The following is a 25,502-nucleotide window of genomic DNA, read 5'->3' on the forward strand; positions in this document are numbered from 1 at the left end:
GGAAGGGCGGGCCTAGGGGGCGATTTGAGTAGTCCATATGGGTTACGGACCGCATGGCGCCCCCCAGGCCTGCCGCGCTACCCCGTCACTGCCGTTCCACCAGCGTCAGCAGCGTCGCCTCCGGGGGGCAGGCGAAGCGGACCGGGGTGTAGCGGTTGGTGCCGCAGCCGGCCGAGACGTGCAGGTAGGACGTGCGGCCTTCGGCGGTGTGGGTGGACAGGCCCTTCACCCGGTCGGTGTCCAGGTCGCAGTTGGTGACCAGGGCGCCGTAGAAGGGGATGCAGAGCTGGCCGCCGTGGGTGTGGCCGGCCAGGACCAGGGGGTAGCCGTCGGCCGTGAAGGCGTCCAGGACGCGCAGGTACGGGGCGTGCACCACACCCATTGAGAAGTCCGCCGCGTCGGACGGGCCGCCCGCCACGCGCGCGTAGCGGTCCCGCTTGATGTGCGGGTCGTCCAGGCCGGTCAGCTCCAACGAGAGGCCCTCGAGCTTGAGGGTGCCGCGGGTGTTCGTCAGGTTGAGCCAGCCCGCCGCGTCGAAGCCGTCGCGCAGGTCCTCCCACGGGTTGTGGATCGCGCCCACGGCAGGTGCGTTGCCGTTCAGGCCGTGCCGGCCGCTGGTCTTCTCCAGCAGGTAGCGGGCGGGGTTGCGCAGCTTGGGGCCGTAGTAGTCGTTGGACCCGAAGACGTACGCGCCCGGGAACTCCATCAGCGGGCCGAGGGCGTCGAGGGCCTCCGGCACGCCTTCCGGGTCGGACAGGTTGTCGCCCGTGTTGATCACGAAGTCGGGGCGCAGCCCGGCGAGCGAGCGCAGCCAGCGCTGCTTCTTGCGCTGGCCGCCGACCATGTGGATGTCGGAGACCTGAAGGACACGCAGGGGGCGCATGCCGGAGGGCAGGACCGGGACCGTCACCCGCCTCAGGCGGAAGGAGCGGACTTCGAATCCCGCCGAGTAGAGGAGACCGGCGGCCGCGACCGCCGTGATGCCCAGGGGTGCTCCGTATCGCGCGCGCATGTGTCCATCGTCTCAGGCCGGTGGCGTCCGGCGGAAATCGCCGATGGTCCCGGTCGCCGGGCCAACGGGCGCGGCCCGCCCGGAGATCGGCGTTTGCCCGGGCGTCGTAAATCGGCGCGCGGGTGACGTGCCGTACCTGCGACAATCGGACCCATGACCACGCTCAAGTCGAAGCTGCACGACGACCTCAACGCCGCGATCAAGGAGCGTGACGAGCTGCGCTCCTCGACGCTCCGGCTGACGCTCGCCGCGATCACCAAGGAGGAGGTGGCGGGCAAGGAGAAGCGCGAGCTCTCCGACGACGAGGTCCTCAAGGTGATCACCAAGGAGGCCAAGAAGCGCCGGGAGGCGGCCGAGGCCTTCGCCCAGGGTGGTCGTGCGGAGTCGGCCGAGCGGGAGAAGGCGGAGGGCGAGTTGCTCGCCACGTACCTGCCCAAGCCGCTCTCCGACGAGGAGCTGGAGCGGATCGTCGGCCAGGCCGTTCAGGAGGCCAAGGCCGCCGGTGCGGAGGGGCCGCGGGCCATGGGCGCGGTCATGAAGATCGTGAACCCCAAGGTCGCGGGCCAGGCCGAGGGCGGCCGTGTCGCCGCCGTGGTGAAGAGGCTGCTGGCCGGCTGACCCGGCCGGTTCCCGGGCACGTACGAGGAAGGGGCGCCGGCCATCAGCCGGCGCCCCTTCGTCGTGGCGGCGGCGGAGGAACGTGCCCCCGCCGCCCGCCCGTCAGCCGTGCCGCCCTCCGTTGCCGTTGCCGCGCGTTCCGCCGTTCTGACCCTGGAAGAAGCCGCCCGGGAGGGAGATGGACGGGTTCGGGAAACCGCCGCCGTTGTCCCCGCCGTTGTTGTCGCCGGGGCCGCCGTTGTCGCCGCCGTCCCCGTGACCGTCGCCGCGGTCCCGGCCCTTGTGCTTGTCCTGGTCCTTGGGCGCGTCCGGGATGTCGACGAGGTTGAAGGCCGGGGCCTCCTTGCCGGCGAGGGCGCCGGTCATCGCGTCACGCCAGATCGGGCCGGGCACCTGACCGCCGTAGACGAGCGGGTTGAAGACACCGCCGATGTTGATGTTGATCATCTTGACGCTCTGGGAGGCGCTGCCCACCCACACCGCGCCCGACAGGTTCGGCGTGTAGCCGACGAACCACGCGTTCTTGCGCTCGTCCGTCGTACCCGTCTTGCCCGCGTTGGCGCGGTCGGACAGGCCCGCCTGCGAACCCGTACCGGAGTCGATCACGCCCTGGAGCAGCGTGTTGACGGTGTCCGCGGTCTGCTCGGACATGGCCCGCGTGCAGGACGACTTCGGCACCGCGAGCGACTTCTCCTGGCCGCCGACCTTCTGCGTGATCGAGTCGATGGCGACCGGCGTGCAGTACGTGCCGCGGGAGGCGAAGGCGGCGTAGGCGCTCGCCATCGTCAGCGGGGAGATGCCCCTGGAGCCGAGCGAGATCGCGGGCACCTCGGGCAGCTTCTCGCCGCTGCCCTGCACCACGTGCAGCTTGTCGACGATCTGCATCACCGGGCAGAGGCCGATGTCGGCGACCATCTGCACGAAGTAGGTGTTGACCGACTTGGCCATCGCCTCCTTCAGCTGGTACGGGCCGACCTCCGACTTGCTCTCGTTCGGGACCTTCTCGTTCGCCTGATTGGTCCAGGGCTTGCCGCTGCACGTCTGTACGGGATCCGGGTACGGCATCTCGTACGGCGACGAGTACTCCTGCGTCGGCGGCCTGCCCTGCTCGAGCGCGGCCGCCGCCACGAACGGCTTGAACGTCGAACCGGTCGGGAACCCGTAGTTCGAGCCGCCCAGGTCGTTGCCGACCGAGTAGTTGATCTCGGTCTCGTTCTTGCCGTAGCCGTACGGCTTGGACTGGCCCATCGCGAGGACCTTGCCGGTGCCGGGCTCGACCAGCACCGCCGCGCCCGCGACCGAGTCGGACTGGTAGACGTGCTTCTTCAGCGAGTCCTGCACGGACTGCTGGGCCTGCGGGTCCAGCGTCGTACGGATGGTCAGGCCGCCCTGGTTCCAGATCTTGGCGCGCTGCTGGCGGGACTTGCCGAAGACCGGGTCGTTGAGGAAGATCCGCTCGACGTACTTGCAGAAGAAGCCGGCGCCCTTGACTGCCGTGATGCAGCCGTTGCGCGGCTGGGTGACCTTCAGGCCCAGCGGCTCCTTCGTGGCCTTGGCGGCCTCGGCCTGCGAGATGTCGCCGACACTGGCCATCCGCTGGAGCACGACGTTGCGCCGCTTGGTGGCCTCGGCCTCGTCGTTGACGGGGTCGTAGCGGCTCGGGGACTGGACGATGCCGGCGAGGAGCGCCGCCTCGGGCAGCGTCAGGTCCTTGGCGTGCTTGGAGAAGTAGCGCTGGGAGGCGGCCTCGATGCCGTAGGCCTGCTGCCCGAAATACGTGATGTTGAGGTAGTTCGCCAGGATCTTGTGCTTGCCCAGGTCCTGCTCGACCTGGATCGCGAACTTCAGTTCCTTGACCTTGCGGCCGAGGGTCTGCTGGGTGGCCTCCGCGACCTTCGTCGGGTCGTCGCCGGCCTCCTCGACGAAGACGTTCTTGACGTACTGCTGGGTGAGCGTGGAGGCGCCCTCGGAGACCCCGCCGCTCTGCGCGTTCTTGTTGAGCGCGCGGAGCACGCCCTTCAGGTCGATCGCGCCGTGCTCGTAGAAGCGGGAGTCCTCGATCGCGACGATCGCCTTCTGCATGTACGGCGAGATGTCCTTCAGTTCGACCACCGTACGGTCGCGGGAGTAGACCTGGGCGATCTGGTTGCCCTGGCGGTCCAGAATCGTCGTCCGCTGACTGAGCGGCGGACGCTTGAGGTTGGCCGGGATGTCGTCGAACCCCGTGGCCGATCCCTTGGCGGCCAGGCCCAGCGCGCCGGCCGCGGGCAGTGCGATGCCCGCCATCACGGCTCCCGCGAGCACACTGACACCGAGGAACTTCGCGGCCTGCTGCGTTGGCGACAGACCACCGCCCGAGCGCTTCTTTGGCATGGGGGCAGCCTAATCCGTAGTGATGAGCGTTCCGGCGGAGCAGGGCGTCCCGGAACGTTCGAATGCAGGATCGTGACATCCGGGGGCGGGCGGGCGGGGCGCACCGGTGCCGCGCACGGCCAGCAGGGGCGGCGGACCGGCCTGTGTTCTCATTCGCCGGACACGCGTCTATGCCTTGGCCTAAGCTGCTCTCGACTGTCACAGCGGTACGGCTACGTATCCATACGTCCGGCAGCCCCGAAACGTTCCGGCTCCGTTCGACTTTTCTTGGTCGGGTGGTCCGGGTGGTGTCGGGGCGCGCGACCGGGGCGTGTGGGATGAGTGCCCGAATTCCCCCTGTGTGTCATCCGGTGACCCTTGCGGCACGCGGCAACTGCCCCGCTGTGCCGGGAATGTCGCGCATGTCGCCAGCTCACTCCCCCGGGTGATCTGCCGCTTACCCATAGTCCGTTCGGACCATTCAAGATTGGGCCCGCTGGGGGTGTTGCGCCGTGCCCACCTTCCGTAACGTCCTCAACTGGCGGCGGTGAATATGCCGCTGCCGCCGTGGGGGAGCCTCGATTCGGGAGAGGACGGCGCCGGTATGGGCTGGGTAACCGACTGGAGTGCGCAGGCGGCCTGCCGCACTACTGATCCGGATGAACTGTTCGTTCAGGGAGCAGCGCAGAACAGGGCCAAGGCGGTGTGCACCGGATGCCCGGTTCGCACCGAATGTCTCGCCGACGCGCTCGACAACCGTGTCGAGTTCGGCGTCTGGGGAGGCATGACGGAGCGTGAGCGTCGCGCGTTGCTGCGCCGGCGGCCGACCGTGACCTCCTGGCGCCGGCTGCTGGAGACCGCGCGCATGGAGTACGAGCGGGGGGCGGGACTGGTGTCCCTCGCCGACGACCAGGTGTACGAGGACTACGCGGCGGTGGGCTGAGCGTCGGGCTGGGGCGTCGTCCCTCCTGGGCGGTTCGGCTTGTCGGACGGCGGGGTCGTCCCTCCTGGGCGGCCGGTCCGCCCACGTGGATGGCCGAGTCGTCCTTCCTTGGCGGCCTGCGGTCGTTCATGAGTCCGGTGGGTGTCTCGGGCTGTCCCGCCGCGCGGAGGGACAGCGGAAGACCCGGCGGGCGCGCGTCAGGCGCCCGGGTCGGGCAGCTCGTGGCGGTGTTCCGCGAGCCGGTTTCCGATGTCCCGCAGCCCCGTGAGGTCGTGCACGTCCCCGGGCAGCGCGGCCACTTCGGCCACCGCCACCTCGGGATGACGGGCGGCGAAGCGGTCACGCGTGCGCTGCTCACGGGAGAGCAGCTGCATGCGCTCGGCATGGAGCCTCAGCAGACCCGCGGTGACCTGGTCGACGGACGGCTCCGGCGCGAAGCCGTCGTCGGCGGGCGCCTCGGGGTCCGCGGGAGCTGCGCCGGAATCGGGATGAGCAGCGAAAGAGTCTGAACTGCCGTACGTTTCGGGAGAGTTACGAAGTCCAGCTTTCCCGTCCCGCTGATCCACAATGCGGGAGTCCTCAAGATTTTCCGCGGCGGCGAGCGCCCGCTCGGCCGACAGCTCACCGGCTCCGCTGCCGTGCACCCGGTTGAGCACGAGACCGGCCAGCGGCATCTTCTCCGCGGCCAGCCGCTCCACGAAGTAGGCGGCCTCGCGCAGTGCGTCCCGCTCCGGGGCCGCGACCACCAGGAACGCGGTTCCCGGCGCCTGGAGCAGCTTGTACGTCGCGTCCGCACGGGTCCGGAAGCCGCCGAAGGTCGTGTCCATCGCGGACACGAACGTCTGGACGTCCTTCAGGAGCTGACCGCCCAGCAGCTTGCCGAGCGTGCCGGTCATCATCGACATCCCGACGTTCAGGAACTTCATCCCCGCTCGTCCGCCCAGCTTCGCCGGGGCGGTCAGCAGCCGGATCAGCCGGCCGTCGAGGAAGGAGCCGAGCCGCTTGGGGGCGTCCAGGAAGTCCAGGGCGGAGCGGGAGGGCGGGGTGTCGACGACGATGAGGTCCCACTCGTCCCGGGCGCGCAACTGGCCCAGCTTCTCCATCGCCATGTACTCCTGCGTGCCGGCGAAGCCCGCGGAGAGCGACTGGTAGAAGGGGTTGGCCAGGATCGCGGCCGCCCGCTCGGAATCCGCGTGCGCCTCGACGACCTCGTCGAAGGTGCGCTTCATGTCGAGCATCATGGCGTGCAACTCGCCCTCGCCCTCGGTGCCCTTCACCCGGCGCGGGACGTTGTCCAGGGAGTCGATGCCCATGGACTGGGCGAGCCGGCGGGCCGGGTCGATGGTCAGCACGACCACCTTGCGCCCGCGCTCGGCGGCGCGCAGGCCGAGGGCCGCCGCGGTGGTGGTCTTGCCGACCCCGCCCGAGCCGCAGCACACCACGATCCGCGTCCCCGGGTCGTCGAGCAGCGGGTCGATCTCGAGCACGCGCGTGGGTGCCAGACGACGGGCGCCGTCGTACGCGGGGGCGTAGGTGCGCGCGGCCTCCCGCTCGGGTGCCGGGTCCGGGCTCATGACATCCCCTGCTTCCGCAGCTCGGTCGCCAGTTCGTACAGGCCCGCCAGGTCCATGCCCTCGGCGAGCAGCGGCAGTTCGTGCAGCGGCAGACCCAGCTCGCTCAGCACGGACCGCTGCTCCTCCTCCAGCGTGTAACGCTCGGCGTACTCCTCGGCCTGCTCCAGTAGCGGACCCACCAGCCGCTCGGCGTTCTGGCCGCGGCGCGCCCCGCCGAGCCCGGCGGAGGACAGCGACTGGGCGAGGGCGCCGTGCGAAGCGGTCCGCACGAGTTCCAGCTCGTCCGCGTCCAGCAGCCGCGGGCGCACCATGTTCACGATGATGCGGCCCACCGGCAGCCGGGCGGCGCGCAGTTCGGCGATGCCGTCGACGGTCTCCTGGACCGGCATCTCCTCCAGCAGCGCCACCAGGTGCACGGCCGTCTCGGGCGACTTCAGCACCCGCATCACCGCCTGGGCCTGATTGTGTATCGGGCCGATCTTCGCCAGGCCCGCCACCTCGTCGTTGACGTTGAGGAAGCGGGTGATGCGCCCGGTGGGCGGCGCGTCCATGATCACGTAGTCGTAGACGAACCCTCCGCCGCGCTCCTTGCGCCGTACCGCCTCGCACGCCTTGCCGGTCAGCAGGACGTCCCTGAGCCCGGGCGCGACGGTGGTGGCGAAGTCGATGGCGCCGAGCTTCTTCAGGGCCCGGCCGGCGCTGCCCAGCTTGTAGAACATCTGGAGGTAGTCCAACAGGGCCAGTTCGGGGTCTATGGCCAGCGCGTACACCTCCCCGCCCCCGGGAGCGACGGCGATCTTCCGTTCCTCGTAGGGCAGCGCCTCCGTTTCGAAGAGCTGTGCGATGCCCTGCCGGCCCTCGACCTCGACGAGGAGCGTCCGCTTCCCCTCCGTGGCCAGGGCCAGCGCGAGGGCGGCGGCGACCGTCGTCTTTCCGGTCCCGCCCTTGCCGCTGACGACCTGGAGCCTGCTCACGTATTCGAGACTAACCAGTCCGCGCTCGGGTCACGCGGGAGGCTGTGGACAACCGCGCCGTGGTCGGCCGCGTGGGCCGCCGGAGGCAGCGGATACAGTCGGCCCCATGACCAAGTGGGAATACGCAACCGTGCCGCTGCTCGTCCATGCCACGAAGCAGATTCTGGACACCTGGGGCGAGGACGGCTGGGAGCTCGTCCAGGTCGTGCCCGGACCGAACCCCGAGCAGCTGGTGGCCTACCTGAAGCGGGAGAAGCAGGCATGAGCGCGGTCGAGGCGAAGCTGGCGGAGCTGGGCCTGAGGCTGCCGGAGGTCGTGCCTCCGCTGGCCGCCTACCAGCCGGCCGTGCGGTCCGGCGTGTACGTCTACACCGCGGGCCAGCTGCCCATGGTGGACGGCAAGCTCCCGGTCACCGGCAAGGTGGGTCTTGAGGTCACCCCGGAGGAGGCCAAGGACCTGGCGCGCACCTGCGCGCTGAACGCCCTGGCGGCCGTCAAGTCCGTCGCGGGTGACCTGGACCGTGTCGCACGCGTGGTGAAGGTCGTGGGCTTCGTCGCCTCGGCGGCGGACTTCACCGGCCAGCCCGGGGTCGTCAACGGCGCCAGCGAGCTGCTGGCCGAGGTCCTCGGCGAGAAGGGCGTGCACGCGCGCAGCGCGGTCGGTGTGGCGGTGCTGCCGCTGGACGCGCCCGTGGAGGTGGAGATCCAGGTCGAGCTGGAGCCGTAGGCGGAGCCCGGAACCGGCCCTGACGTCGGCCACCTCTCGAACATTCGCTCACCAGGGGATAGCCTCCGCCCATGGCGAATGGGCAGTGGTTTCCCCCGGACTGGCCGGACCGTATCCGCGCGCTCGCGGACGGCACCCTCACACCGGTCACGCCCAAGCGCGCGGCCACCGTCATGCTCCTGAAGGAGACCGGTTCCGGCCCCGCGGTGCACATGCTGCGCAGACGCGCCTCCATGGCCTTCGCCGGAGGCGCGTACGCGTACCCGGGCGGTGGCGTCGACCCCCGTGACGACGACCACCACGTCCGCTGGGCGGGGCCCTCGCGCGCGTGGTGGGCCGACCGCCTCGGCGTCGACGAGAAGGCGGCCCAGGCGATCGTCTGCGCGGCGGTCCGCGAGACGTACGAGGAGGCCGGCGTCCTGCTCGCCGGGCCCGGCGCGGACAGTGTCGTCGGGGACACCACGGGTGCCGACTGGGAGGCCGACCGCGCCGCCCTGGTGGCCCGTGAGCTGTCGTTCGCGGAGTTCCTGGACCGCCGCGGCCTGGTCCTGCGCTCGGACCTGCTGGGCGCCTGGACCCGCTGGATCACCCCCGAGTTCGAGTCCCGCCGCTACGACACCTGGTTCTTCGTGGCCGCGCTCCCCGAGGGTCAGCGCACCCGGAACGCCTCCACGGAGGCCGACCGCACGGTGTGGATCACGCCCGCGGAGGCGGCGGCCGCGTACGACCGGGGCGAGCTGCTGATGATGCCGCCCACCATCGCCACCCTGCGCCAGCTCATGCCGTGCGCCAGTCCCGCCGAGGCGCTCGCCGCCGCTCGGTCCCGCGATCTGACCCCCGTGCTCGCGCGGGCCCGCCTGGTGGACGGCGAGGTGGTCCTGACCTGGCCCGGGCACGACGAGTTCACCAAGCACATCCCGAGCGGCACGGCGCGCGCGTGAGCCGCCGCGCCCGCCGCGCCCGCCGGATCCACGTCCAGGAAGGCCCCCTCGCATGACGGACGCAGCAGCGCTGCCCGGACAGCCCCGGGGCGGTGCCCCGGCCGGCCCCGCCACCGCGCGGGCCGTCAACGTCCTCGCGCCGAACGCGTCCCCCATGACCCTGGACGGCACCAACACCTGGATCGTCTCGGAGCCGGACTCCGACCTCGCCGTCGTGATCGATCCGGGGCCGCTGGACGAGGGCCACCTGGCCCGGGTGGTCGCCACCGCCGAGGAGGCGGGCAAGCGGATCGCGCTGACCCTGCTGACGCACGGCCACCCCGACCACGCCGAGGGCGCCGCCCGCTTCGCCGAGCTGACCCGTACGCGCGTGCGTGCGCTCGATCCGGCCCTCCGGCTGGGCGACGAGGGCCTGGGCGCGGGCGACGTGATCAAGGTGGGCGGGCTGGAGCTGAGGGTCGTACCGACCCCGGGCCACACCGCCGACTCCCTCTGCTTCCACCTGCCGGCCGACCGCGCCGTGCTCACCGGCGACACGATCCTGGGCCGCGGCACGACCGTCGTGGCGCACCCCGACGGCCGTCTCGGCGACTACCTGGACTCGCTGCGGCGGCTCAGATCCCTCACGGTCGACGACGGCGTCCACACGGTCCTGCCCGGCCATGGACCCGTCCTGGAGGACGCCCAGGGCGCCGTCGAGTTCTACCTCGCCCACCGGGCCCACCGGCTCGCCCAGGTCGAGACGGCCGTCGAGGCCGGCCACCGGACCCCGTCCCAGGTCGTCTCCCACGTGTACGCGGACGTGGACCGCTCCCTGTGGCCTGCGGCCGAGCTGTCGGTGCGCGCCCAGCTGGAGTACCTGCGGGAGCACGGTCTCATCTGAGGGCGGACGACGAGCCCCGTCGAGGGCCGTCGACGAGATGTGCGCTGTTGCTGACGACGAAGGCCCCGTCCCGGCAGGGACGGGGCCTTCGAGGGCCGCGGGCGCGGGTCAGCGCGAGCGCTTCGCGAGGCGCTCCACGTCCAGCAGGATCACCGCGCGGGCCTCCAGGCGGAGCCAGCCGCGCTGGGCGAAGTCGGCCAGGGCCTTGTTCACGGTCTCACGGGAGGCGCCGACCAGCTGGGCCAGCTCCTCCTGGGTGAGGTCGTGCACCACGTGGATGCCCTCCTCGGACTGCACGCCGAAGCGGCGGGAGAGGTCCAGCAGGGCACGGGCGACCCGGCCCGGAACGTCGGAGAAGACCAGGTCCGACATCTGGTCGTTGGTCTTGCGCAGGCGCCGGGCGACGGCGCGCAGCAGGGCGCCCGCCACCTCGGGCCGCACGTTCAGCCAGGGCTGGAGGTCGCCGTGGCCGAGGGCGAGCATCTTGACTTCGGTCAGCGCGGTCGCGGTCGCGGTGCGCGGGCCCGGGTCGAACAGCGACAGTTCGCCGATGAGCTCACCAGGACCCACGACGGCCAGCATGTTCTCGCGGCCGTCCGGGGACGTGCGGTGCAGCTTGACCTTGCCCTCGGTGACCACGTAGAGCCGGTCACCCGGGTCGCCCTCGTGGAACAACGAGTCGCCACGTGCGAGTGTCACCTCCGTCATGGAGGCGCGGAGCTCCGCGGCCTGCTCGTCGTCGAGCGCCGCGAAGAGCGGATTGCGCCGCAGAACGTCGTCCACGAGTTCTCTCCTTGTCGACCTGCTCAGAGGATCTTGCTTCCCCCGTGTGCCAGGGGTCCGTGTTCCCCATTTTGCCGGACGGTCCAAACAGTGTGATCTGTCACAAGGATGCCGCACAGGTGTGCCCGCTTACGCGGCAGGGGGCCAATCGGGGGCCGATCTCGGGGGTCCGGAGCGGATGTCGGTGCCGGGCTTTAGGCTGGCCGGGTGTCCAAATCGCCGGTGAGAGCGCAGGCCGAGGGGGCTGGGCGGGTGGTTGTACGTGAGGATTCCGCTGTGGGCGAACAAGGGCGCGACGATGGAACGAACATGGCAAAAGCGGCGAAAAGGGCACCGGTGAAGAAGGCGGCACCCGCGAAGAAGACGGCTTCCGAGGACAGCGCGGCACCGGAGAAGAGCACGGCGCCTGAGAAGAGCGCCGCGCCCGGGAAGAAGGCCGCCCGCGCCGGGAAGGCGGCCTCCGCCAAGAGCACGGCCCCCGTCAGGAAGGCGGTGGCCCCGAAGAAGGTGACGGTCGCGCCCAAGAAGGCCACCGCCGCCGTCGGGAAGGCCGCGCCGGCGAAGACGCTCGCCCCGAAGCCGCCGAGGAACGAGTCGCGCACGGCCCTGGTCCGCCGGGCCCGCCGCATCAACCGCGAGCTCGCCGAGGTGTACCCGTACGCCCACCCCGAGCTGGACTTCGAGAACCCCTTCCAGCTGCTGGTCGCCACGGTCCTGTCGGCCCAGACCACGGACCTGCGGGTCAACCAGACGACGCCCGGGCTGTTCGCCAGGTACCCCACCCCCGAGGACCTCGCCGCCGCGAACCCCGAGGAGGTCGAGGAGATCCTGCGGCCCACCGGCTTCTTCCGGGCCAAGACCAAGTCCGTGATAGGGCTGTCCAAGGCGCTGGTGGAGGAGTTCGGCGGCGAGGTGCCGGGGCGGCTGGAGGACCTCGTCAAGCTGCCCGGCGTCGGCCGCAAGACCGCCTTCGTGGTCCTCGGCAACGCCTTCGGCAGGCCCGGCCTGACCGTGGACACCCACTTCCAGCGGCTGGTGCGGCGCTGGCAGTGGACCGAGGAGACCGAGCCCGACAAGATCGAGGCCGCCGTCGCCGCGCTCTTCCCCAAGAGCGACTGGACGATGCTCTCGCACCACGTGATCTTCCACGGCCGCCGTATCTGCCACGCCCGCAAGCCCGCGTGCGGCGCCTGCCCGATCGCCCCGCTCTGCCCGGCCTACGGCGAGGGCGAGACGGACCCGGAGAAGGCGAAGAAGCTGCTGAAGTACGAGAAGGGCGGCTTCCCGGGCCAGCGCCTCAAGCCACCGCAGGCCTACCTGGACGCGGGCGGCCGCCCGGCGCCGCCGCTGGGGGCCGGATGACAGCGGCGGAACGATCTCGGTACCGCCGGGCGTTGGACCCGGCGGGACGCCGAGGGGCCCGGGCGTGGGACACGGCAGGACCCCCAGGGACACGGCGGGACGGCGAGGGGGACGGGGGTGGCGATGACGCGGGCCAGTGAGGCGAGCGGGACACAGGGCGGCTCGGTGGCACTCAGCACGGAAGGGCTGCCCGGCTGGCTCGAGCCGGTCGCGCGCGTGGCCGAGACGGTCCGGCCGGTCCAGCTGAGCCGTTTCCTGCCGCCGAAGGACGGCGCGGGCCGCCAGTCCGCCGTCCTGATCCTCTTCGGCGAGGCCGAGCGCGGCCCCGAGCTGCTGCTCATGGAGCGGGCGAGCTCGCTGCGCTCGCACGCCGGTCAGCCGTCGTTCCCCGGCGGGGCGCTCGACCCCGAGGACGGCGACCCGCAGGGCGACGGCCCGCTGCGGGCCGCGCTGCGCGAGGCCGAGGAGGAGACCGGGCTCGAACCGGGCGGCGTCCAGCTGTTCGGTGCGCTGCCCCGGCTGTACATCCCGGTCAGCGGCTTCGTCGTCACGCCCGTGCTCGGCTGGTGGCGCGAGCCCAGCCCGGTGGGCGTCGTCGACCCGGCGGAGACCGCGCGTGTGTTCACCGTTCCCGTGGCGGATCTCACGAACCCCGACAACCGGGCCACGGCCGTCCATCCCAGCGGCCACCGAGGTCCGGCATTCCTGGTCGAATCGGCCCTCGTATGGGGCTTCACCGCCGGGATCATCGACCGTCTGCTCCACTACGCGGGCTGGGAGCGGCCCTGGGACCGCGACAAGCAGGTCCCGCTCGACTGGCGGTCGTGACAGGGTGGGCACCGCGGCGGTGCTGCCGGGGGCGGAACTCCAGGAAGACACAGGCCGGCCTGGGGTGATCGGAACATGATGAGGCGAGGCTCGACGCGGTGAACGTGCTGGACATCCTGCTGCTGATCGCCGCCGCTTGGTTCGCGGTCGTGGGCTATCGCCAGGGATTCGTCGTCGGCATCCTGTCGGTGATCGGCTTCCTGGGCGGCGGTCTCCTCGCCGTCTACACGCTCCCGGTGATCTGGGACGCGATGACGGACAACACGCCGGTCAGCACCACCGCGGCCGTCGTCGCGGTCATCGTCGTGATCGTCTGCGCCTCGATCGGCCAGGCGCTGACCACCCACCTCGGCAGCAAGCTGCGCGTGTACATCACCTGGTCCCCGGCCCGTGCCCTGGACGCGACCGGCGGCGCCCTGGTCAACGTCGTCGCCATGCTGCTGGTCGCCTGGCTGATCGGCTCGGCCCTCGGCGGCACGACGATACCGACGCTGGGCAAGGAGGTGCGCAACTCCCGGGTGCTGCTCGGGGTCTCCGAGGTGCTGCCCGCGCAGGCCGACACCTGGTTCGCGGACTTCACCTCCGTGCTCGCGCAGAACGGCTTCCCGCAGGTCTTCAGCCCGTTCGCCAACGAGCCCATCACCGACGTACAGCCTCCGGACCCGGCGCTGGCGAACAGCGTCGTCGCCCTGCGCGCCAAGCAGTCCGTCGTCAAGGTCATGGGCACCGCGCGCAGTTGCGGCAAGGTGCTGGAGGGCAGCGGCTTCGTCTTCGGCAACCGCCGTGTCATGACCAACGCGCACGTCGTGGGCGGGGTCGACGAACCCACCGTGCAGATAGGCGGCGAGGGACGGAAGTACGACGCCACCGTCGTCCTGTACGACTGGCACCGCGACATCGCCGTGCTCGACGTGCCCGACCTGAAGGCGCCGGCCCTGAAGTTCACCGGCACCGACGCGCACAGCGGCGACGGCGCGATCGTCGCCGGCTTCCCGGAGAACGGGGCCTACGACGTCCGAGCCGCCCGGGTGCGCGGGCGCATCACGGCCAGCGGCCCCGACATCTACCACCGTGGCACTGTGCGCCGCGACGTCTACTCGCTGTACACGACCGTGCGCCAGGGGAACTCCGGCGGCCCGCTGCTCACGACCGACGGCAGGGTGTACGGCGTGGTGTTCGCCAAGTCCCTCGACGACGCCGACACCGGCTACGCGCTCACGGTCGACGAGATCCAGCAGGACATCACGCAGGGCCGTACCGCGAACCAGCAGGTGGGCAGCGACGACTGCGCGCTGTAGGCGGCGCCGGCCGGCGCGGGGTCAGCTGCGGCTGTGACGCAGCCGTACGGAGACCCAGCGCGCTCGGCGGCGCAGGATGCGGGGAATGCCCACCCTTGGGTCCGTGTCCGTCAGCCGCGGAGTGCCGCGCTGGTGCGAGGTGGGACCGCTCACCGAACGGCGGGTGCGTGCTACGTCGTTGTAGTCGTGCGTCCAGCCCATACCGGGACGTCTGCCCCGGCCGCATGGTCGATAACCGCCCGAGGACTCCTCAATTGGCCTATGCAGCGGGCAATTGGCAGTTCGCGGGACAGCTGTTCACGTTCGGATACCGGGCGCATCGGCCGGGTCACCGATCCGGTTCCGGGTCTTTCAGCCAGTTGACCAGCTCCGTCGAGAACGCCACCGGGTCCTCTTCGTGCGGGAAGTGGCCCAGCCCGTCGAAGAGGCGCCAGCGGTAGGGGGCTTCGACGTACTCGCCCGAGCCGGCCGCGCTGCGGGTGCGCTGCACGGGGTCGAGGGAACCGTGCAGATGCAGGGTCGGCACGCGCACGGGCCGCTTCATCCGGCGGTAGAACTGGATGCCGTCGGGCCGGGCCAGGGAGCGCACCAGCCAGCGGTACGGCTCGACGGAGCAGTGCGCCGTCGAAGGGATGCACATGGCACGGCGGTACGTCTCCACCGCCTCGTCGTCCGGCAGCCGCGGCCCCGACCAGTCCCGTACGAGCCGGGCCACCAGCGCGCCGTTGTCCGCGGTGAGCTGCCGCTCGGGGATCCAGGGCCGCTGGAACCCCCAGATGTAGGAACTCGCCGCGGTCTGCCGGACGTCCCCGAGCATCGCCGAACGCCAGCGCCTGGGGTGCGGCATCGAGGCGACCGCGAGCCGCCGTACCAGCTTGGGGCGCATCGCGGCCGCCGTCCACGCCAGATAGCCGCCGAGGTCGTGGCCGACCAGCGCGGCGTCCGGCTCGCCGAGCGAGCGGACCACGCCGGTGATGTCGAGGGCGAGGTTGGCCGGGTCGTAGCCGCGGGGCGTGCGGTCGCTGCCGCCCACACCGCGCAGGTCCATCGCGACGGCCCGGAACCCGGCGTCGGCGAGGGCGACGAGCTGGTGCCGCCAGGTCCACCAGAACTGCGGGAAGCCGTGCAGCAGCAGGACCAGCGGTCCGTCGCCGAGCTCGGCGATGTGGAAGCGGGCGCCGTTGGCCGCGACGTCCCGGTGCGTCACCTTCCTGCCGCCGGGCAGGTCGATCCGGACGACCGGCGTCGATTGGGCCGAAGGGGTGGCGGGCTCCGTCATGAGGTCGAGCGTGCCACAGCCTCGATGGCCGCGGGGGAGCGGTCCTCCAGGGCGGCGGGCTCCGAGCGGGGGTGCGGCTTGGCGTTCTGGAGCACCCCGGCCGTCGCCTTCATGGACGCGGCGACCTTCTGCGGACCCTGGCTCTTCTTCGTCTTCTTCGCGAGGAACACACCGATCAGCGCCAGTACGCCGGCGAGCAGGCAATTGGCCCCGAAGGACACCAGGAAGCAGAGGGCGAGGTTCCAGTCGGTCCAGGTGTGAACGCCGTACGCCAGCGCGAAGTTGAGCATCGGCAGGGAGAACAGCGCCAGCGCACCGGCCAGGCTCAGCAGGCTGCCGCTGCCCAGTCCGCGCCTGACGTCCTTCTTCAGCTGGGCCTTGGCCAGCGCGATCTCGTCGTGCACCAGTGCCGACATCTCGGTGGTCGCCGTGGCGAACAGCTGGCCGATGCTGCGTTCGGTGCCGACCGGGTTGCCGTCGGGTGCGCTCATCGCGTCTTCCTCTCCTGCCTGACTACGGACTGGTTCCGTGCGGCCTCCGTCCGGCTGCTGCCACTGCCTGACTTCTGCCCGACTGGGAACGCTCCTGTCATTTGTACCGTCCCGTCAGATCATGCCGGACCGCTGTCCTCCTCGCTTGCCCTGCCGGGCACTTCGGCAAGCCCCTCGGTCCCTTCGGCTGCTTTCGCCTCGGCGAGCCGGCGGTGCTCGGCGGCCTTCCGCTCGTGCATTTCGGCCATGCGCAGGTGGTAGGCGGGGTCGTCCTGCTCGTAGACGTCCGGGATGCCGTCGAGGTCGTCGTCCCGCTCCTCGGACTCGCACAGCTTCCGGTACCGGGTGTTGCGCATCTTCAGCAGGACGGTGGCCAGAACCGCCGCGATGAGGGAGCCGGCGAGGACGGAGGCCTTGACCTCGTCGGTGAGCGCCGCGTCGCCGGTGAAGGCGAGTTCGCCGATGAGCAGGGAGACGGTGAAGCCGATCCCGGCGAGCGTCGCCACGGCGAACAGGTCGGCCCAGGCGAGGTCCTCGCTGAGCGACGCCCTGGTGAAGCGGGCGGTGAGCCAGGTCCCGCCGAAGATGCCGACCGTCTTGCCGACGACCAGTCCGAGGACGACGCCGAGCGTCTCGGGCCGGGTGAACACGTTGGCCAGCGCCCCGCCCGAGAGGGAGACACCCGCGCTGAACAGAGCGAACAGCGGCACCGCCAGGCCCGCCGAAAGGGGCCGCACGAGGTGTTCGACGCGCTCGCCGGGGGAGGCCTCCTCGTCGTCGCGGGGGGCGCAGCGCAGCATCAGACCCATCGCGACGCCCGCGATGGTGGCGTGCACGCCGCTGTTGTACATCAGCGCCCAGATGACCAGGCCGAGCGGCACGTACACGTACCAGCCGCGCACGCCCTTGCGCAGCAGCAGCCAGAAGACGACGAGCCCGGCCGCCGCCCCGCCGAGCGCGGCGAAGTTCAGATGGCCGGTGAAGAAGACGGCGATGATCAGGATCGCGAACAGATCGTCGACGACCGCGAGCGTCAGCAGGAAGGCGCGCAGGGCGCTGGGCAGCGAGGTGCCGATGACCGCCAGTACGGCGAGCGCGAAGGCGATGTCCGTGGCGGTCGGCACCGCCCAGCCGCCGAGCGAGCCGCCCGAGCCGAGGTTGGTCAGGGCGTAGACGACGGCCGGTGCCGCCATGCCGCACAGCGCGGCGATCACCGGCAGGATCGCCGCCTTGGCGTCTTTCAGGTCTCCGGCGACGAGTTCGCGCTTGAGTTCGATCCCGGCGACGAAGAAGAAGACGGCGAGCAGCCCGTCGGCGGCCCAGTGCTCCACGGAGAGGTTCAGGCCGAGGGAGGCGGGGCCGAGGTGGAAGTGCCCGACGCTCGCGTAGCTGCCGCGCAGGCCGGGGATGTTCGCCCAGAGAAGGGCGGCGACCGCGGCGAGCAGCAGGATCACACCACCGACGGTCTCGGTGCGCAGCGCGTCCGCCACGAAGTTCCGCTCGGGCAGGGACAGGCGTCCGAGGAACTTGCGTGCGGGGCTGTCGGTGCGGGGCGCGGTCACGGGAACCTCCGGTCGGTGGGCATGACGGATCACATGCCGACCAGACTTCCCGGCGCACCTGAGGGTCTCTTCTGTTGCGTCCTCCCGCCCACCTTACCCAAAGGCCGGCTGAGCGGACCGGGCGTTCTCCCGGGGTGCGGAAGGGGCACCCGGCGGTTGTCCCGCCGGGTGCCCCTTGACGCCGTGATGAGTCCCGCCCGGATTCCGGGCGGCCCTGGCTCAGTCCTCGCTGGGCGACGCGGGGAGCTTGGCCTGGATGAGGTCCATGACGGTGGAGTCGGTCAGCGTCGTGACGTCTCCGAGCTGCCGGTTCTCCGCCACGTCACGCAGCAGGCGCCGCATGATCTTCCCGGAGCGGGTCTTCGGCAGCTCCGCCACCGGCAGGATCCGCTTGGGCTTGGCGATCGGGCCGAGCGTCGAGCCGACGTGGTCGCGCAGCTCGCCGACCAGGGTCTCGGTCTCCGTGATCGCGCCGCGCAGGATCACGAACGCGACGATCGCCTGTCCGGTGGTCTCGTCCGCCGCGCCGACCACGGCCGCCTCGGCGACCGACGGGTGGGAGACGAGCGCGGACTCGACCTCGGTGGTGGAGATGTTGTGCCCGGACACGAGCATCACGTCGTCCACGCGGCCGAGCAGCCAGATGTCGCCGTCGTCGTCCTTCTTGGCACCGTCACCGGCGAAGTACCGGCCCTCGAACCGCGACCAGTAGGTGTCGATGAACCGCTGGTCGTCGCCCCAGATGGTGCGCAGCATCGACGGCCACGGCTCGGTGAGCACCAGGTAGCCACCGCCGCCGTGGGGCACCTCGTTCGCCTCGTCGTCGACCACGGTGGCGGAGATGCCGGGCAGCGCCCGCTGGGCCGAGCCGGGCTTGGCGTCGGTCACCCCGGGCAGCGGGGAGATCATGATGCCGCCGGTCTCCGTCTGCCACCAGGTGTCGACGACCGGAGTGCGGTCGCCGCCGATGTTCTTGCGGTACCAGATCCACGCCTCCGGGTTGATCGGCTCGCCGACCGAGCCGAGGATGCGCAGGGAGGACAGGTCGAACTTCGCGGGGATGTCGTCGCCCCACTTCATGAACGTACGGATCGCGGTCGGCGCCGTGTAGAGGATCGTCACGCCGTACTTCTGCACGACCTCCCAGAAGCGGCCCTGGTGCGGGGTGTCCGGCGTGCCCTCGTACATCACCTGCGTCGCGCCGTTGGCCAGCGGCCCGTACACGATGTACGAGTGGCCGGTGACCCAGCCGACGTCGGCGGTGCACCAGAACACGTCGGTCTCCGGCTTGAGGTCGAAGACCGCCCAGTGCGTGTACGCGACCTGCGTGAGGTAGCCGCCGGAGGTGTGCAGGATGCCCTTCGGCTTCCCCGTGGTGCCGGAGGTGTACAGGATGAACAGCGGGTGTTCCGCCTCGAACGCCTCCGGGGTGTGCTCGGCCGGCTGGCGGTCGACGATCTCGTGCCACCACAGGTCCCGGCCCTCGGTCCAGGCGACCTCCTGGCCGGTGCGGCGGACCACGACCACATGGTCGACGTTGTCCACGCGTCCGACCGCCTCGTCGACGGCCGGCTTGAGCGCGGACGGCTTGCCGCGCCGGTAACCGCCGTCGGCGGTGATCACGACACGGGCGTCGGCGTCCTGGATGCGGGTGGCGAGCGCGTCCGCGGAGAAGCCGCCGAAGACCACCGAGTGCGTGGCACCGATCCTGGCGCAGGCCAGCATCGCGACCGCGGTCTCCGGGATCATCGGCATGTAGATCGCGACCCGGTCGCCCTTCCGGACGCCCAGTTCGAGCAGGGCGTTCGCGGCCTTGGACACCTCGTCCTTGAGCTCGGCGTAGGTGATGGCGCGGTGGTCGCCGGGCTCGCCCTCGAAGTGGATCGCGACCCGGTCGCCGTGTCCGGCCTCGACATGCCGGTCGACGCAGTTGTACGCCACGTTGAGCGTGCCGTCCTTGAACCACTTGGCGAACGGCGGGTTCGACCAGTCGAGCGTCTCGGTCGGCTCCACGGACCAGGTCAGCCGGCGGGCCTGCTCCGCCCAGAAGCCGAGCCGGTCGGCCTTGGCCTGCTCGTACGCGTCCGCCGTGACGTTGGCGTTCGCGGCCAGGTCGGCGGGCGGCGCGAAGCGTCGCTCCTCCTTCAGGAGGTTGGAGAGTGAAGAACGCTCGTTGTCTGCCATCGTCGCACACCGTCCCAGTGGTTTAGACCATTCAAGGCGCCCGATTCTCCGAGGGCCCCAGGGTGTCGGTCAACCCCTCCCATCCTGACATCCGCTCATTCACGGGTCACGCACGACCGTCCCCTGAGGTTCACTCCTGGACTCCTTTCTTACTCAACGCACTCGGACTGTCACTGACCGTAAGGGAAAGGGGTGTCGCCTGCGCAGTCTCCGCCGCTTCGGCGCGGGTGAAGGGGTCCAGGCCGGCGACGCGGACCCCGGGACGACGGCCGGTGAGTTCGACCGAGCCGCCCTGCGCGGTGTGCGTCCGCTGCCAGTCCCGCAGGGACTCGTACGCCGCGTGATCCATGAACGAGCCGTCGAGCCTGACGACCGCGGCGGCTCCCGGGGGCACGCGATGCAGGGCCCGGCTGAGTTGCGGCACCGCGAGGAACGTCAACTGCCCTCGCACCTGTACGTGATGGACTCCTTCCCGCTCCTCGTGCGTGATGCGGGTGCGGGCGAGGCGGCGCAGGGCGACGGCGACGGCCGCGGCGATGCCGAGGGCCACGCCCTGCAGAATGCCGAGGACCACCACGCCGAGGGCGGTGGCGGCGTACACCGGCACCTCCTGGTGGCGCGACACCGTGCGGATGTGGTGCGGGGAGACCATCTGGAGGCCGACGGCCATCACCAGGGCGGCGAGCGAGGCGAGCGGGACGAACTCCAGCACCGGGACCATCAGCAGCGCGGCGATCACTACGAGAACGCCGTGCAGCATCGTGGAGTTCCGGCTCATGGCGCCCGCGCGCACATTCGCCGTGCTGCGCACGGCCACCCCGGCGACCGGCAGGCCGCCGAGCGCGCCGGAGACGACGTTGGCGGCGCCCTGGCCGAGCAGTTCCCGGTCCAGGTCCGAGCGGCCGACGCGGGCGGCCGGTCCGGCGCGGCCCGCGACCAGCTTGTCCACGGCGACCGCGCCGAGCAGCGACTGCACGCTGCACACCAGCGTCGTGCCGAGCACCGCGGCGACGAGCCCGAGAACCGGCCCCTGGGGCAGCCCGGCCAGGGCGTGGCTGCGCCAGGACGGCAGATCGACTTTCGGCAGCACCAGCCCGGTGAGGGAGGCGACGGCGGTGGCCGCGGCGACGGCGACGAGCGCGGCGGGCACCCTGCCCAGCAGGCGGCCCGCCCGGCCGGGGATGCGCGGCCAGGACAGCAGCACCGCCAGGGTCAGCGCGCTCACCGCGAGGGCCGCCGGGTCGAGGCCGGCCAACTGGGCAGGCAGGGCACGGAGGTTGTCGAGCACGGAGCTCTGCGGGCTGCCGCCGAGGACGATGTGGACCTGGGCGACGGCGATGGTCATCCCGATCCCGGCGAGTATGCCGTGCACGACCGCGGGGCTGACGGCGAGTGCGCCGCGGGCCACGCGCAGGCAGCCGAGGGCGAGTTGGGCGAGACCGGCGAGAACGGTGACCGCGCAGGTCGTACGCCATCCATAACGGTGGATGAGGTCGGCGGTGACGACCGTGAGGCCGGCGGCGGGGCCGCTGACCTGGAGCGGTGAGCCGCCGAGCCGTCCGGCGACGAGTCCGCCCACGGCGGCGGCCACGAGGCCGGCCCGCAGCGGGGCGCCGGTGGCCAGGGCGATACCGAGGGAGAGGGGCAGGGCGATCAGGAAGACCGCGACGGAGGCCGACACGTCGGCGCCGGCGAGGCGGAGGCGGCGTGGGTGCCGGGGCGGGCTGTGGGGCGGGTGGGCGCGCTCGGTGCGGGCGGACTTCGCGGTGTGGTCGGGGACGCAGGCCGGCATGTTCACCGTCTCCTCGGGGTGGCACGGGCGCTGAACTCCGGCTGAATCAAAGGGACTCGGAGGGAAACAGCGGATTCAACGCTTGGTAAAGCAATCGTAATGCCACGTAAAGCGCATGCCTAGATTGTCTGCTCTAATGGGGCAGCAAATCACCTCGTTGAGTGAAGTGGGCTTTTCATCGGCTTGTCATACTAATTCCTTCTCCGGTCCGTGCGATCTTGACGGCGCTGTCGGCCCGTCCGGCACATCACCAGCACACGCCGTCTCGGCGTTGGACGAGAGAAGGAAGAAGGTGGGCGGAACATGGCCGCCACCCAGAGGATCGCCGTGGGCATTGCCGTCGCCGCGGTCTGTGCCTCGTCGCTCGCCGCTTGCGCGAGCGGCCCCGAGGTAGTCAAAAAGGGCGCGCCCGGCGCCCAGAAGGGCCCGCAACTACCCGGGAGTGTCGTCCGCCTGATCGGCGACGGGTCCACCGCGTACACCGGAGCTCAGCCGCATCTGCCCAGGCCGGAACGGCTCAAGGCCGGTGAGAGGCCGCCGCAGTTCGTCGTCTTCTCCTGGGACGGGGCGGGGGAGGACAGTCAGAAACTCTTCTCCCACTTCCGTCGGGTCGCCAAGGCCAACAACGCGACCATGACCTTCTTCCTCAGCGGCGTGTACCTGCTCCCGCGGGAGAAGCGGGACCTCTACCGGCCGCCGCAGCACGCCCCGGGCAGTTCCGACATCGGCTTCAACGACGCGCAGGGCATCGCCGACACGGTCAAGCAGGCGCGTCTGGCGTGGCTGGAGGGCAATGAGATCGGCACCCACTTCAACGGTCACTTCTGCGGCCCCGAGGGCGGGGTCGGAAAGTGGTCGGTCGACGAGTGGAAGAGCGAGATCTCCCAGGCCAAGCAGTTCGTGAAGACCTGGAAGACCAACACCGGCATGAAGAATGCCGCTTCGCTGCCCTTCGACTACGACAAGGAACTCATCGGCGGCCGTACCCCGTGCCTGGAGGGCCAGAAGAACTTCGTCAAGGCGGCGAGCCGGCTGGGCTTCCGTTACGACAGCAGCGGGGTCAACAACCAGGTGTGGCCCAAGAAGAGGGACGGCCTGTGGGACCTGTCGATGCAGCTCGTGCCCTTCCCGGGTCACACCTTCGAGCAACTGACCATGGACTACAACTTCATGGTCAACCAGTCCGGCACGCGGACCCAGGGGGACCCCGCCAAGTTCGGCTACTGGGGCAACCAGATGCGTGACGGCCTGCTCAAAGGCTTCCAACGGGCCTACGAGGGCAATCGCGCCCCGCTGGTGATCGGCAACCACTTCGAGTCCTGGAACGGCGGCATTTACATGCGTGCCGTCGAGGACGTCGTGAAGGAGGTGTGCAACAAGCCCGACGTGCGCTGTGTCTCCTTCCATCAGCTGGCCGACTGGCTGGACGCCCAGGACCCGCGCACGCTCGACAAGCTGCGGACCCTCGAGGTCGGCGAGGCGCCGAAGCAGGGCTGGGCGTCCTTCCTCTCGCCCCGCCCGGCCCCGGCACCCAAGGGCGTTCCCGGCGCGCCCAAGCCGTAGCGAGGATTCAGCCCGTGGCGGGGCTTACGCCGTCGCAGGACTCACGCCGGGGCGGTGACACCCTCGCCGAGGACGAAGCCGGGGTCGATCTGGGCCGCGAGGTCGGCCCCGGTCCGCTCGTTCCCCCAGGAGGCGGCGTTCTTCAGGTGGAAGTGCACCATCTGGCGGGTGTAGCGGTCCCAGTCACGCAGCTCGTACGTGGCGTCGGCGGCGACCTGGAGCATCCGCAGGGCGCGGCGGTTGGCGTCCTCCAGGAACTCGAACCGGGGTGGCCGGCCCTTCTCCATGGCGCGCACCCAGTCCGAGTGCCCGACGGTCACGAGCAGGTCGTCCCCGACCTCGGCGCGCAGGAAGTCGAGGTCGTCCTGGCCCTGCACCTTGTTGCCGACGACGCGCAGCACGACACCGTAGTCACGGGCGTACTCCTTGTACTGGCGGTAGACGGAGACCCCCTTCCGGGTCGGCTCGGCCACGAGGAACGTGATGTCGAAGCGGGTGAACATGCCGGAGGCGAAGGAGTCCGAGCCCGCCGTCATGTCGACCACGGCGTACTCGTCGCGGCTGTCCACCAGGTGGTTCAGGAACAGTTCCACCGCGCCGGTCTTGGAGTGGTAGCAGGCGACCCCCAGGTCGGCGCTCGTGAAGGGGCCGGTGACCATCAAACGCACGGCCGCGCCGTCGAGTTCCACCGGGTGAGCGCAGGCGTCGTAGAGCGGGTTGTCCTCGCACAGGCGCAGCAGGCGCGAGCCCTCGCCCGGCGGGGTCGTCTTGATCATCGTCTCGGCGGAGGTGATGCGCGGGTTGGTGCCGCGCAGATAGTCCTTGATCAGCGGCAGCCGGTCGCCCATGGCCGGCAGCGCGGCGGACCGCGCCTCCTCCAGGCCGAGCGCGGCCCCCAGGTGCTGGTTGATGTCGGCGTCGATCGCGACGACGGGCGCGCCGGTGGCCGCGAGGTGCCGGATGAAGAGGGAGGACAGGGTGGTCTTGCCGCTGCCGCCCTTCCCGACGAAAGCAATTTTCATGTTCACGAAGCGTAGCGAACCGATCGCTGAGCGTGGAGAGGGGCGTGAAGAAGACCACTCATTCGTGGGGCGGAGCGCTCCGGCCCGTAGGGTCTTACTCATGAGTACGACAGGCGCGACCGCCGAGCCCCCGCCGAGCTCTCGAACGAGCTCGAACAGGCAGGACCCCCTTGCGGCCCTGGGTGCGCTGCCCGGTGTGGCCGAGTCCGTGGAGTCCGTACGCAAGGCCGTGGACCGGGTGTACGGGCACCGGGTCATGCGGCGCCGGAGCAACGAGGTCACCTCTGAGGCGGCGCTGCGTGGTGCGCGCGGCTCCGCGGCGCTGTCCGGCGCCGACTGGGCCTTGGAGGAGGTGCGCCGCCGCTCCGACTTCAGCGGCGACGACGAGGCGCGGGTGGTGGGCGCCGCCCTGAGGCTGACCGCCGAGGCCGGCCAACTGCTGTCCATCTGGCGGCAGTCGCCCCTGCGGGTCCTGGCCCGGCTGCATCTGGTGGCCGCCGCGAGTCAGGAAGGCGCGGTCGGACGGCCGCGCCAGGCGGGCGAGGACGTCGGCGAGCCGCTGATCGAACTGCCGCTGCCGGGCGCCGACGAGGTCTCCGGGCGCCTGGAGGGCCTGTCCGAGCTGATCATCGCCGGCAGCTCCGCGCCCGCCCTGGTGACGGCGGCCGTGGTGCACGGCGAACTTCTGGCCCTGCGGCCCTTCGTCTCCCACAACGGGCTGATCGCCCGCGCGGCCGGGCGCATCGTCCTGGTCGGCAGCGGTCTCGACCCCAAGTCGGTCTGCCCCGCCGAGGTCGGCCACGCCGAACTGGGCCGCGCGGCCTACCTGGCCGCCCTCGACGGCTATGTCTCCGGCACCCCGGAGGGCATGGCCGCCTGGATCGCCCACTGCGCCAGGGCGGTGGGGCTGGGGGCGCGCGAGTCCACGGCGGTGTGCGAGGCGCTCCAGCGCGGGGCGGCGTGAGGGACCCGGAAACAGGGTTGCGGCGGTACGAGAACTCGTACCGCCGCTGGCATGAGCACCGAGTTACCAAGCGTCCTCGATATGTCGCCCATCAGGTCGGGATCTTTGCCCGTCACCTGGTGCGGCTGGCCCGTAATCGACGGGTCGACGTCGCGTGGGTGCCCGGTGTTCATGCTCGGTCCGTGGGCCAATAGCGCTGTTAAAGGTGATCCTTGCGGATGTCCTTCGGTCTCGCGGGCCGTCGAATCCTTTGTACTGCAAGCGGGGTACAAGCGGAACCCCCGGCTGCACTTCTTTACTTTCAGGTTCAAACAGGGGCTGATCGGGCGAACGGGTGCCGCGCCGGTTTTT

At 70.9% G+C, this 25,502-nt stretch carries 22 protein-coding genes and 1 pseudogene; 11 read left to right on the plus strand and 12 right to left on the minus strand.

What is annotated here, in order from left to right; all coding sequences use genetic code 11:
* Positions 1-85 precede the first annotated feature (85 nt).
* Entirely contained in the window at positions 86-1,012 is a 927-nt protein-coding gene (locus ACF09J_RS05465; protein ID WP_392304042.1) for a metallophosphoesterase, read from the minus strand.
* Between the two features lie 153 nt (positions 1,013-1,165).
* Here ACF09J_RS05465 and ACF09J_RS05470 point away from each other — a divergent pair, with 153 nt between their 5' ends.
* Positions 1,166-1,630 (plus strand): GatB/YqeY domain-containing protein, encoded by a 465-nt coding sequence (locus tag ACF09J_RS05470; protein ID WP_392304043.1) that lies wholly within the window; start codon positions 1,166-1,168, stop codon positions 1,628-1,630.
* Between the two features lie 102 nt (positions 1,631-1,732).
* Here ACF09J_RS05470 and ACF09J_RS05475 read toward each other — a convergent pair whose 3' ends face one another.
* Entirely contained in the window at positions 1,733-4,003 is a 2,271-nt protein-coding gene (locus tag ACF09J_RS05475; protein WP_392304044.1) for a transglycosylase domain-containing protein, read from the minus strand.
* 583 nt (positions 4,004-4,586) lie between these two features.
* Here ACF09J_RS05475 and ACF09J_RS05480 point away from each other — a divergent pair.
* A complete protein-coding gene (locus ACF09J_RS05480; protein ID WP_172632898.1) occupies positions 4,587-4,925 on the plus strand; it encodes a WhiB family transcriptional regulator in 339 nt (112 codons plus the stop codon).
* 197 nt (positions 4,926-5,122) lie between these two features.
* Here the strand turns inward: ACF09J_RS05480 and ACF09J_RS05485 are convergent, their stop codons facing one another.
* Both ACF09J_RS05485 and ACF09J_RS05490 read right to left on the minus strand, forming a co-directional pair.
* On the minus strand, positions 5,123-6,499 hold the full coding sequence (locus ACF09J_RS05485) for an ArsA family ATPase (protein ID WP_392304045.1): 1,377 nt from the start codon (positions 6,497-6,499) through the stop codon (positions 5,123-5,125).
* Complete coding sequence (locus tag ACF09J_RS05490; RefSeq protein ID WP_392304046.1) at positions 6,496-7,473, minus strand: ArsA family ATPase; 978 nt, start codon at positions 7,471-7,473, stop codon at positions 6,496-6,498. The genes ACF09J_RS05485 and ACF09J_RS05490 overlap by 4 nt, the downstream gene beginning before the upstream one ends.
* 106 nt (positions 7,474-7,579) lie before the next feature.
* Between ACF09J_RS05490 and ACF09J_RS05495 the strand changes: the two genes are divergently transcribed.
* The 4 genes from ACF09J_RS05495 (at position 7,580) to ACF09J_RS05510 (ending at position 10,023) form a co-directional block, all read left to right on the plus strand.
* Positions 7,580-7,738: a DUF4177 domain-containing protein gene (locus ACF09J_RS05495; protein ID WP_009189813.1), complete on the plus strand. Its 159-nt coding sequence runs from the start codon at positions 7,580-7,582 to the stop codon at positions 7,736-7,738.
* Positions 7,735-8,199: a RidA family protein gene (locus ACF09J_RS05500; protein WP_392304047.1), complete on the plus strand. Its 465-nt coding sequence runs from the start codon at positions 7,735-7,737 to the stop codon at positions 8,197-8,199. Before ACF09J_RS05495 ends, ACF09J_RS05500 begins: the two co-directional genes overlap by 4 nt.
* 71 nt (positions 8,200-8,270) lie before the next feature.
* Positions 8,271-9,140 carry an NUDIX hydrolase gene (locus ACF09J_RS05505; protein WP_392304048.1) on the plus strand — a complete coding sequence of 290 codons (870 nt, stop codon included), beginning with the start codon at positions 8,271-8,273 and terminating at the stop codon, positions 9,138-9,140.
* A 52-nt stretch (positions 9,141-9,192) separates the two neighbouring features.
* Entirely contained in the window at positions 9,193-10,023 is an 831-nt protein-coding gene (locus tag ACF09J_RS05510) for an MBL fold metallo-hydrolase (RefSeq protein WP_392304049.1), read from the plus strand.
* 108 nt (positions 10,024-10,131) lie between these two features.
* Here ACF09J_RS05510 and ACF09J_RS05515 read toward each other — a convergent pair whose 3' ends face one another.
* Positions 10,132-10,806 (minus strand): Crp/Fnr family transcriptional regulator, encoded by a 675-nt coding sequence (locus tag ACF09J_RS05515; protein WP_100568471.1) that lies wholly within the window; start codon positions 10,804-10,806, stop codon positions 10,132-10,134.
* Between the two features lie 309 nt (positions 10,807-11,115).
* Between ACF09J_RS05515 and nth the strand changes: the two genes are divergently transcribed.
* The 3 genes from nth to ACF09J_RS05530 all read left to right on the plus strand — a co-directional run bounded on the left by nth (position 11,116) and on the right by ACF09J_RS05530 (position 14,294).
* On the plus strand, positions 11,116-12,168 hold the full coding sequence (nth, locus tag ACF09J_RS05520) for an endonuclease III (RefSeq protein WP_392304050.1): 1,053 nt from the start codon (positions 11,116-11,118) through the stop codon (positions 12,166-12,168).
* Positions 12,169-12,291: 123 nt separating this feature from the next.
* Positions 12,292-12,996 carry an NUDIX hydrolase gene (locus ACF09J_RS05525; RefSeq protein ID WP_392304051.1) on the plus strand — a complete coding sequence of 235 codons (705 nt, stop codon included), beginning with the start codon at positions 12,292-12,294 and terminating at the stop codon, positions 12,994-12,996.
* A gap of 98 nt (positions 12,997-13,094) precedes the next feature.
* On the plus strand, positions 13,095-14,294 hold the full coding sequence (locus tag ACF09J_RS05530; RefSeq protein ID WP_392304052.1) for a MarP family serine protease: 1,200 nt from the start codon (positions 13,095-13,097) through the stop codon (positions 14,292-14,294).
* Between the two features lie 21 nt (positions 14,295-14,315).
* On the opposite strand, the gene ACF09J_RS05535 is transcribed toward ACF09J_RS05530, so the two are convergent.
* From ACF09J_RS05535 to ACF09J_RS05560, 6 genes and pseudogenes are all read right to left on the minus strand, one after another.
* Positions 14,316-14,495, minus strand: coding sequence for a hypothetical protein (locus ACF09J_RS05535; RefSeq protein WP_392304053.1), 180 nt, complete (start codon positions 14,493-14,495; stop codon positions 14,316-14,318).
* 127 nt (positions 14,496-14,622) lie between these two features.
* On the minus strand, positions 14,623-15,573 hold the full coding sequence (locus ACF09J_RS05540) for an alpha/beta hydrolase (RefSeq protein ID WP_358733491.1): 951 nt from the start codon (positions 15,571-15,573) through the stop codon (positions 14,623-14,625).
* Entirely contained in the window at positions 15,570-16,064 is a 495-nt protein-coding gene (locus tag ACF09J_RS05545; RefSeq protein ID WP_392304054.1) for a phage holin family protein, read from the minus strand. Before ACF09J_RS05545 ends, ACF09J_RS05540 begins: the two co-directional genes overlap by 4 nt.
* Before the next feature lie 119 nt (positions 16,065-16,183).
* Positions 16,184-17,626, minus strand: coding sequence for a Na+/H+ antiporter NhaA (gene nhaA / locus ACF09J_RS05550; RefSeq protein WP_392304055.1), 1,443 nt, complete (start codon positions 17,624-17,626; stop codon positions 16,184-16,186).
* 219 nt (positions 17,627-17,845) lie between these two features.
* On the minus strand, positions 17,846-19,810 hold the full coding sequence (gene acs, locus ACF09J_RS05555; protein WP_392304056.1) for an acetate--CoA ligase: 1,965 nt from the start codon (positions 19,808-19,810) through the stop codon (positions 17,846-17,848).
* 244 nt (positions 19,811-20,054) lie between these two features.
* A pseudogene (locus ACF09J_RS05560) lies at positions 20,055-21,602 on the minus strand (SulP family inorganic anion transporter); the annotation flags it as partial.
* A 303-nt stretch (positions 21,603-21,905) separates the two neighbouring features.
* Between ACF09J_RS05560 and ACF09J_RS05565 the strand changes: the two are divergent.
* Positions 21,906-23,165 (plus strand): hypothetical protein, encoded by a 1,260-nt coding sequence (locus tag ACF09J_RS05565; RefSeq protein ID WP_392304057.1) that lies wholly within the window; start codon positions 21,906-21,908, stop codon positions 23,163-23,165.
* A gap of 41 nt (positions 23,166-23,206) precedes the next feature.
* On the opposite strand, the gene ACF09J_RS05570 is transcribed toward ACF09J_RS05565, so the two are convergent.
* Positions 23,207-24,187, minus strand: coding sequence for an ATP-binding protein (locus ACF09J_RS05570; RefSeq protein WP_392304058.1), 981 nt, complete (start codon positions 24,185-24,187; stop codon positions 23,207-23,209).
* 100 nt (positions 24,188-24,287) lie between these two features.
* Here ACF09J_RS05570 and ACF09J_RS05575 point away from each other — a divergent pair, with 100 nt between their 5' ends.
* Positions 24,288-25,151, plus strand: a complete 864-nt coding sequence (locus ACF09J_RS05575) for an oxidoreductase (RefSeq protein ID WP_392304059.1) — start codon at positions 24,288-24,290, stop codon at positions 25,149-25,151.
* The last annotated feature ends 351 nt before the right edge of the window (positions 25,152-25,502 follow it).

Origin of the sequence: Streptomyces sp. NPDC014889, from assembly GCF_043081205.1 — a bacterium.
Classification (GTDB): domain Bacteria; phylum Actinomycetota; class Actinomycetes; order Streptomycetales; family Streptomycetaceae; genus Streptomyces.

What these genes read in the sequence shown, in the direction of transcription:
- ACF09J_RS05575 (WP_392304059.1), top strand. Translation starts at nt 24,288, where the DNA reads ATGAGTACGACAGGCGCGACCGCCGAGCCCCCGCCGAGCTCTCGAACG.
- ACF09J_RS05545 (WP_392304054.1), bottom strand. Translation starts at nt 16,064, where the DNA reads ATGAGCGCACCCGACGGCAACCCGGTCGGCACCGAACGCAGCATCGGC.
- ACF09J_RS05465 (WP_392304042.1), bottom strand. Translation starts at nt 1,012, where the DNA reads ATGCGCGCGCGATACGGAGCACCCCTGGGCATCACGGCGGTCGCGGCC.
- ACF09J_RS05475 (WP_392304044.1), bottom strand. Translation starts at nt 4,003, where the DNA reads ATGCCAAAGAAGCGCTCGGGCGGTGGTCTGTCGCCAACGCAGCAGGCC.
- ACF09J_RS05510 (WP_392304049.1), top strand. Translation starts at nt 9,193, where the DNA reads ATGACGGACGCAGCAGCGCTGCCCGGACAGCCCCGGGGCGGTGCCCCG.
- ACF09J_RS05495 (WP_009189813.1), top strand. Translation starts at nt 7,580, where the DNA reads ATGACCAAGTGGGAATACGCAACCGTGCCGCTGCTCGTCCATGCCACG.
- ACF09J_RS05525 (WP_392304051.1), top strand. Translation starts at nt 12,292, where the DNA reads ATGACGCGGGCCAGTGAGGCGAGCGGGACACAGGGCGGCTCGGTGGCA.
- ACF09J_RS05535 (WP_392304053.1), bottom strand. Translation starts at nt 14,495, where the DNA reads ATGGGCTGGACGCACGACTACAACGACGTAGCACGCACCCGCCGTTCG.
- acs (WP_392304056.1), bottom strand. Translation starts at nt 19,810, where the DNA reads ATGGCAGACAACGAGCGTTCTTCACTCTCCAACCTCCTGAAGGAGGAG.
- nth (WP_392304050.1), top strand. Translation starts at nt 11,116, where the DNA reads ATGGCAAAAGCGGCGAAAAGGGCACCGGTGAAGAAGGCGGCACCCGCG.
- ACF09J_RS05570 (WP_392304058.1), bottom strand. Translation starts at nt 24,187, where the DNA reads ATGAAAATTGCTTTCGTCGGGAAGGGCGGCAGCGGCAAGACCACCCTG.
- ACF09J_RS05565 (WP_392304057.1), top strand. Translation starts at nt 21,906, where the DNA reads ATGGCCGCCACCCAGAGGATCGCCGTGGGCATTGCCGTCGCCGCGGTC.
- ACF09J_RS05485 (WP_392304045.1), bottom strand. Translation starts at nt 6,499, where the DNA reads ATGAGCCCGGACCCGGCACCCGAGCGGGAGGCCGCGCGCACCTACGCC.
- ACF09J_RS05470 (WP_392304043.1), top strand. Translation starts at nt 1,166, where the DNA reads ATGACCACGCTCAAGTCGAAGCTGCACGACGACCTCAACGCCGCGATC.
- ACF09J_RS05480 (WP_172632898.1), top strand. Translation starts at nt 4,587, where the DNA reads ATGGGCTGGGTAACCGACTGGAGTGCGCAGGCGGCCTGCCGCACTACT.
- ACF09J_RS05540 (WP_358733491.1), bottom strand. Translation starts at nt 15,573, where the DNA reads ATGACGGAGCCCGCCACCCCTTCGGCCCAATCGACGCCGGTCGTCCGG.
- ACF09J_RS05505 (WP_392304048.1), top strand. Translation starts at nt 8,271, where the DNA reads ATGGCGAATGGGCAGTGGTTTCCCCCGGACTGGCCGGACCGTATCCGC.
- ACF09J_RS05500 (WP_392304047.1), top strand. Translation starts at nt 7,735, where the DNA reads ATGAGCGCGGTCGAGGCGAAGCTGGCGGAGCTGGGCCTGAGGCTGCCG.